The sequence below is a fragment of the Mycobacterium sp. genome, from assembly GCF_044342925.1.
Taxonomy (GTDB): Bacteria; Actinomycetota; Actinomycetes; order Mycobacteriales; family Mycobacteriaceae; genus Mycobacterium.
Window position 1 is genome coordinate 1 of the sequence record NZ_JBIIOV010000168.1, and the last position, 7,006, is coordinate 7,006.

Genomic DNA, 7,006 nt, shown 5'->3' on the forward strand with positions numbered 1-7,006 from the left:
CATGGTGCGGCCGCCGCCGTCGACCAGACTCATTTGGTTGTCCATCCCCGCCTGAGCGGTGCCCGGAACGGCGAGCGTCGCCGCAACCGCGGCGGACAGCGCCACCAGAACACGACCGATAACCTTCATGGTGACCCCTTCACCGCCAAAATTGGGCATGACAGATGTCTCATCGGTAACACGGATCACAGTGTTACCGAATCGGATGAAAAACTTTTTCGGTCTGTTTTTCAGGCCTGGCAGCGCGGCTTCCCGCATGACGGCCCCCACATGGGTGTCGGGGTAGCCTCGCGGGGTGTTGCTGGCGTCGTTGAACCCTGCCGCAGTGGCCGCCGGAGCAGACCTCGGTGACGCGGTGCGCATCGACGGTGCCACCCTGTCCCGCGGCGACCTTGTGGGTGCGGCGACGTCGGTCGCCGAGCGGGTCGGCGGGGCCTCGCGCATCGCGGTGCTGGCCACGCCCACCGCATCGACGGTGCTCGCCGTCACTGGATGCCTGATCGCGGGGGTGCCCTTCGTCCCGGTGCCGGCCGACGTCGGGCTCGCCGAGCAGACACACATCCTCACCGACTCCGGAGCCCAGGCATGGCTCGGGGAGAAGCCGGCGGACTCCGCTGGTCTGCCGCATGTGCCGGTGCGGTTACACGCCCGGTCCTGGCACCGCTACCCGGAGCCCGCGCCGCACCGCCCGGCGATGGTGATGTACACCTCCGGAACCACCGGGCCGCCCAAGGGCGCGGTGCTCAGCCGCGCCGCCGTGGCCGCCGACATCGACGCGCTGGCCCAGGCCTGGCAGTGGACGCCGGACGACACTTTGGTGCACGGGCTTCCGCTGTTCCACGTGCACGGCTTGGTCCTCGGGCTGCTGGGCTCGCTGCGGGTGGGCAATCGGTTCGTGCACACCGGCAAACCCACCCCGCAGGCCTACGCCGCCGCCGGGGGAACGCTGTACTTCGGCGTGCCCACCGTGTGGTCGCGGGTGGTCGCCGACAGCGAATCGGCCCGAGCGCTGGCCGGCGCCCGGCTGCTGGTCTCCGGAAGCGCCGCCCTGCCGGTCCCGGTTTTTCAGCGGCTGGCCGAGCTGACCGGCCACGCCCCGGTGGAACGCTATGGCTGCACCGAGACTCTGATCACCGTCAGCACCCGGGCCGACGGGGAGCGTCGGCCCGGCTGGGTCGGCCTGCCGCTGCAGGGAATGCAGACCCGGCTGGTCGCCGAGGACGACTCCCCGGTGCCCAACGACGGGGAAACCATTGGCAGCCTTCAGGTTCTGACCCCGACGGTGTTCGACGGCTACCTCAACCGGCCCGACGCCACCGCGGCCGCGCTGGCACCGGACGGCTGGTACCGCACCGGGGATGCCGCCGTCATCGGCGCTGACGGCATGCACCGCATCGTCGGCCGGGAATCGGTGGACCTGATCAAGTCCGGCGGTTACCGGATCGGCGCGGGGGAGATCGAGACCGCCCTGCTGGGCCATCCCGGTGTCGCCGAGGTGGCGGTGGTGGGGCTTCCCGACGAGGACCTCGGCCAGCGGATCGTGGCGTTCATCGTGGGCGACGCCTCGCCGGAGGCGCTCATCGACTATGTGGGGCAGCAGCTTTCGGCGCATAAACGGCCGCGGGAAGTGCGCGTGGTGGAGTCACTGCCCCGCAACGCCATGGGCAAGGTGATGAAGAAAGAGCTGCGCTAGCCGCGGCGAGCGTGCGGAAACCGCGCGCCCGCCCGGCGTGTCGGCGGGCCGACAGGCACGCTCGCGGGAAATCAGTTCGCGTGCAGCGCCTGATTAAGCGTGATGCCCGATCCGTCGCGGGCCACCACCTCCACCGCACCGGTGGTCGAATTGCGCCGGAACAGAAGGTTGTTCGCACCGGACAGTTCACGGGCCTTGACCGTCGCCCCGTCGGACATGGTCACCTTGGTACCTGCGGTGACGTACAGCCCGGCCTCGACCACGCAGTCGTCCCCCAGCGAGATGCCAAGGCCGGAGTTGGCGCCCAGCAGGCAGCGTTTGCCCACCGAGATCACCTCGGTGCCGCCCCCGGAGAGGGTGCCCATGATCGACGCGCCACCGCCGACATCCGAGCCGTCACCGACCACCACGCCTGCCGAAATCCGGCCCTCCACCATCGAGGCGCCCAGGGTGCCGGCGTTGAAGTTCACGAAGCCCTCGTGCATCACCGTGGTGCCGGGCGCCAGGTGCGCGCCCAGCCGGACCCGGTCGGCGTCGGCGATGCGCACCCCGGTGGGGACTACGTAGTCGACCATCCGGGGGAACTTGTCCACCCCGTACACCGTGACCGGTCCGCGCCGGCGCAGCCGCATCCGGATCGTCTCGAAGCCGTCGATGCGGCAGGGCCCGTAGTTGGTCCACACCACGTTGGTCAGTGCACCGAAGACTCCATCGAGGTTCAGCCCGTGCGGTTCGACCAGCCGATGCGAGATCAAGTGCAGCCGCAGATAGGCGTCATAGGTGTCGACGGGTTTCTCCGCCAGCACGGTGACGGTGCGGATCGGCACCACCTCGACGCCCCGGTCGGGGTCCGGTCCGGACAGCGCCGCGTACTCGTCGGCCACGTCGTCGGCGCCGAGCCGGGTGGTGCCTGACGGGCTGTAGGCACCCAGTTCCGGATCGGGGAACCAGGCGTCCAGCACGGTGCCGTCGTCGGTGATGGTGGCCAGTCCGAACCCCGCTGCAGCTGTCACGGTGCTACACCGTACTAGCCTGATCAGTTGTGCTGGACCTGCGCGCCGACCCCGCTGTGCTCACCGCCGCCCTCATCGACATCCCGAGTGTGTCGCGCGATGAGAAGCGCATCGCCGACGAGGTGGAGGCGGCGCTGCGCGGGCAGACCTCGTATGAGGTGGTCCGCAACGGCGACGCGGTGCTGGCCCGCACCAACTTCGGCCGGCCCTCGCGGGTGATTTTGGCCGGCCACCTCGACACCGTGCCGATCGCCGACAACGTGCCGGCGCGGCGCGACGCCGACCACATCTACGGCTGCGGGGCCTCGGACATGAAGTCCGGTGACGCGGTGTTCCTGCACCTGGCGGCCACTGTCGCCGAACCGGTGCACGACGTCACCCTGATCTTCTACGACTGCGAAGAGATCGAGGCCAGCGCCAACGGCCTCGGCCGTATCGAGCGTGAACTTCCGGACTGGCTGCGCGCCGACGTCGCGATCCTGGGCGAGCCGTCCGGCGGCTACATCGAGGCCGGCTGTCAGGGCACGCTGCGGGTGGTGCTGTCGGCTACCGGTACCCGTGCCCATTCGGCGCGATCCTGGTTGGGCGACAACGCTATTCACAGACTGGCGCCGGTGCTGGAGAGGCTGGCGGCCTATGACGGTCGGGTGGTCGACATCGACGGCTGCACCTACCGGGAAGGTCTCTCTGCGGTCCGGGTCGACGGTGGAGTGGCCGGCAACGTCATTCCCGATGCCGCCTCGGTGACGGTGAACTTCCGGTTCGCCCCGGACCGGACGCCGGCGGCTGCGCTGGCGCATGTGCGGGAGGTATTCGACGGGCTCGACGTCGCACTGGAGCAGACGGATTCAGCGCCCGGCGCACTGCCCGGGCTGCACCATCCCCCCGCGGCGGCACTGGCGGACGCCGCCGACGGCATGGTCCGCGCCAAGTTCGGCTGGACCGATGTGGCCCGCTTCGCAGCCCTGGGCATCCCGGCCGTCAACTACGGCCCGGGCGACCCCAATCTGGCGCACCGCCGAGACGAATGGGTGTCGGTGGCCCAGATCGGCGTCGTCACCGCGACCTTGCGGCGCTACCTCGGCGGTTAGCTGTCGACATCCTTGGCTTGCCGCGCCGCGTCGGCCGCGGCGCCCTTGAAGCCTGCAGTCGCCAGCTCTTCGGCGGCCGCGGACAGCGCGGCCGCGTCGCCGGCGGCCAGCGCCCGGGCATGAGCCAGCGCCAGGTCGGTGTAGGCGCACGGCACCGATTCGGCGATCACTTCGAGGGATGCCGCGGCGCGCCGGTCGCCCAGTCGGGTCGCTTCGTGCCAGCCCCGCACGGCCACCGCAAACTGGCCGCCGCGCTTGGCCGTTCGCGCGGCGTCGCGGGCCGCGGTGATCGCGGCCGGCCGGTCGCCGATGGTGGCCAGCCGCCAGGCCCGCGCTATGCCCAGCTCGGGGGCGAACATCGCCGACTTGGTGCAGTGCCGGGACTGGGCGCGCGCCAGCGCCTTGGCAGACTCGGGAATGTCGCCCAGATATCCCAGCGCTGTCGTCAGGTAGTTCAGCGCCAGCGGCCCCCACGAGTAGCCGGTGCGGGCCAGGTTGGCGGCCGCGGGCTTGAGCAGTTCCGCGGCGGCCGCGGCGTCGCCGCGGGCCAGCAGCACCTGGCTCAGCAGCACCTCGCCGACCGCCCGGCCGGGCTGTGTCGACTCGGAGAAATCGGTGTAGCGGCGGGCGGCTTCCTCGGCCTCGTCAAGCTTGGCGGCCATCAGCAGCGTCGAGGTCTCGGCAAGACCGAGGGTGAATCGCAGGATCCCGGGGTGTTCGACGCCCAGCGCTCGCTTGACCGCCGGGGTGACCGCCTCGAAACGGCCCATCCGCGCCGAGCACAACGCATCGGCGCTGGCGGCCCACGCCACCGCGTCGTCGGGGGCGTCGGCGTGGGAGAGCACCTCGTCGGCGATCTCCACGGCCTTGCGGATATTTCCGGCGTTCATGGCGAAGGTGCCCGACAGCGCGTCGAGGGTGAGGTGCGAGGACTTCTCGCCCAACTGGCGGCGGACGTTGTGCAGGAAGATGACGGCCCGCTCGGGCTCGTTGAGCATCCAGAACTGGTTGGCCGCCCGCGGCATCGCCCAGGCGATGATCTGCTGTTCGGACATGCGCGCGGTGTCCATGTCGGCAAGGACGGCGTCGGCCTCCCGGCCACGGCCCTGCAGGCCCAGCGCGGAGCTCAGAGTCAGCCGGGCGTCGAAGCTCTCGCCGCGATCCAGCGCCCCGCGGGCGAGTCGTTCGGCCAGTCCGATGTCACCCAGTTGCAGGGCCTCCTGCGCGGCGGCGACCACGGCGGTGCCGTCCACCGGCCCCTCGCCCTGTAGCGCGATCACGGTCCGGCCCAGCCGGTCGGCCGGGGTGCGGCTCGGTGTGGTGGCCAGTTGGGCGGCGACGGCGGTGCGGAACCGCTGAATCTCGGACCGATCCAGGATCGCGGCCATCCGCTCGAGGAACAGCGGGTGGCCGGCGTAGGCGAGCGAGCGGTGCACGGCGACGGCGCCTGCCTCGGTGGCCGCCTGCACCGCCGATTCGCTGGTCACCGCGACGAGGTCCGCCCGCGACAACGGCTCGAAGACGCAAAGGTGGCCGAGTGCGGTGCGCACCTCTTGCGTGAGCCCCCTCAGGTAGTGGTCGATGGCGCCGGCCAACGTCTCTTCGGTGCTGCCGGTGGTGAGCAGCATGCGAAGGTGCAGCGGATTGCCGGAGCTGTGGCGGTAGAGGTTTGCCGCGTCGCCGCCGCCCGCAGCGGCCACCAGCGCGGCGGTCTCGTCGCTGTCCATCGGGATCACATCGACGCGGTCCAACAGGCCGTCGCCCCACAGTGCGCTGACCACCTGCGGTACCCGCAACACCGACCGCACCGTCACGATCACCGGGCTCCCGGCGGGGCGCGATGCCTCCTCCTTGGCAAGTCGGTAGACCAGGCTGGCCGACAGCGGATCGAGCAGCCGGGCGTTGTCGACGATGATCGGTGCCGAGTTCGCTTGGCGCAGAACCGATTCAGCTGCCCTGGCCATCAGCTCGGCGGGCTTTCCGGCTTCCTGGACGTCCAGTAACGGTCCGAAGGCGCCGAAGGGAACCGACGACTGCGCGTGCGTGCCGACCACCCACACCGGGTCGCCGAGTCCCAGTCGGTCGGCGACCAGCTGCGCGATGGTGGTTTTGCCGACGCCCTCGTTGCCCAGCAGGGCTACTCCGCCCGAATGATCTTGCGCGATGACGTCGACCAGCCGATCCACGACAGGTCGCAGGACAGTGGGCCACGGTGTGATGAGCGGCATAGGGACCGACTTTAGGTGGCCCGTCGGCCATCTGGTCTAGTTTCGACCTGTGGCAGTTCCGGAGTCCGAATGGGCGGTGTGTGTGTACTGCGCCGCCAGCGCCCACCAACCCGAATTGCTGAGTCTGGCGCGGCGGGTGGGTGAGGGGATCGCCGAACGGGGCTGGAGCCTGGTGTCCGGTGGCGGCAATGTGTCGGCCATGGGTGCGGTTGCCCAAGGCGCTCGCTCCCGCGGCGGCCGCACCGTCGGCGTGATTCCCAAGGCTCTGGTGCACCGTGAGGTTGCCGACGTCGACGCCGACGAGTTGGTGGTCACCGACACCATGCGCCAGCGCAAACAATTCATGGAGGACCGCGCCGATGCGTTCCTGGCGCTGCCCGGCGGAATCGGCACGCTGGAAGAGCTTTTCGAGAGCTGGACCGCCGGGTATCTCGGAATGCATGACAAGCCGCTGGTCCTGCTCGACCCGTTCGGGCATTACGAGGGATTGCTGCGCTGGCTGCATGGGCTGGTCGACGACGGGTACGTCAACAAAGCCGCGCTGGATCGGCTGGTGGTCGTGCACGACGTCGAGAGTGCGTTGAACCATGCCGGCGGCACGGGAAGGAGTCCGGACGATGCCCGACAAGGCTGACCAGACCAAGCACTCGGTGGGGCTGTTCGATCTGGCCACCCGCCTGCCGTCGGTGGTGATGGATGCCCCGGTGATCGTGCGCGGCGCGCTCACCGGGTTGCTGGCGCTACCCACCTCCAAGACCTCGATCGGAAAGGTGTTCCAGGACCGGGCCGCTCGCCATGGTGACCGCATCTTCATCCGGTTCGGCGACGAGAGGATCACCTACCGCGAGGCCAACGAGACCGCGAACCGGTATGCCGCCGTACTGGCCGACCATGGGGTGCGACGCGGCAACGTGGTGGGCATCATGCTGCGCAACTCTCCGGACGCGGTGTTGATGATGCTGGCTGCGGTCAAGAGTGGGG

6 protein-coding genes and 1 pseudogene are annotated in these 7,006 nt (G+C 70.0%); 4 read left to right on the plus strand and 3 right to left on the minus strand.

The features are described from left to right. A pseudogene (locus ADBZ6I_RS14780) lies at positions 1–258 on the minus strand (hypothetical protein); the annotation flags it as partial. A 37-nt stretch (positions 259–295) separates the two neighbouring features. Here ADBZ6I_RS14780 and ADBZ6I_RS14785 point away from each other — a divergent pair. After that, the gene (locus ADBZ6I_RS14785) at positions 296–1,693 is read left to right on the plus strand and encodes an acyl-CoA synthetase (RefSeq protein WP_526385114.1); all 1,398 of its coding nucleotides are present in this window, start codon (positions 296–298) and stop codon (positions 1,691–1,693) included. Positions 1,694–1,764: 71 nt separating this feature from the next. Here the strand turns inward: ADBZ6I_RS14785 and dapD are convergent, their stop codons facing one another. Then, on the minus strand, positions 1,765–2,730 hold the full coding sequence (dapD, locus tag ADBZ6I_RS14790) for a 2,3,4,5-tetrahydropyridine-2,6-dicarboxylate N-succinyltransferase (protein ID WP_526385124.1): 966 nt from the start codon (positions 2,728–2,730) through the stop codon (positions 1,765–1,767). A gap of 5 nt (positions 2,731–2,735) precedes the next feature. Here dapD and dapE point away from each other — a divergent pair, with 5 nt between their 5' ends. Next, a complete protein-coding gene (gene dapE, locus ADBZ6I_RS14795; RefSeq protein ID WP_526385116.1) occupies positions 2,736–3,797 on the plus strand; it encodes a succinyl-diaminopimelate desuccinylase in 1,062 nt (353 codons plus the stop codon). On the opposite strand, the gene ADBZ6I_RS14800 is transcribed toward dapE, so the two are convergent. After that, positions 3,794–6,025, minus strand: coding sequence for an AAA family ATPase (locus ADBZ6I_RS14800; RefSeq protein ID WP_526385118.1), 2,232 nt, complete (start codon positions 6,023–6,025; stop codon positions 3,794–3,796). The two genes, dapE and ADBZ6I_RS14800, sit on opposite strands and share 4 nt — an antisense overlap. Positions 6,026–6,074: 49 nt before the next feature. Between ADBZ6I_RS14800 and log the strand changes: the two genes are divergently transcribed. Together log and ADBZ6I_RS14810 are read left to right on the plus strand one after the other, a co-directional pair. Continuing rightward, positions 6,075–6,659, plus strand: a complete 585-nt coding sequence (gene log, locus ADBZ6I_RS14805; protein WP_526385120.1) for a cytokinin riboside 5'-monophosphate phosphoribohydrolase — start codon at positions 6,075–6,077, stop codon at positions 6,657–6,659. After that, on the plus strand, positions 6,643–7,006 hold a 364-nt coding region (locus ADBZ6I_RS14810; RefSeq protein ID WP_526385122.1), incomplete at its 3' end, for an AMP-binding protein. The genes log and ADBZ6I_RS14810, both read left to right, overlap by 17 nt.

Bases quoted from the DNA above. Each gene is read 5' to 3' on its own strand.
- ADBZ6I_RS14800 (WP_526385118.1), bottom strand. From the start codon at position 6,025: ATGCCGCTCATCACACCGTGGCCCACTGTCCTGCGACCTGTCGTGGAT.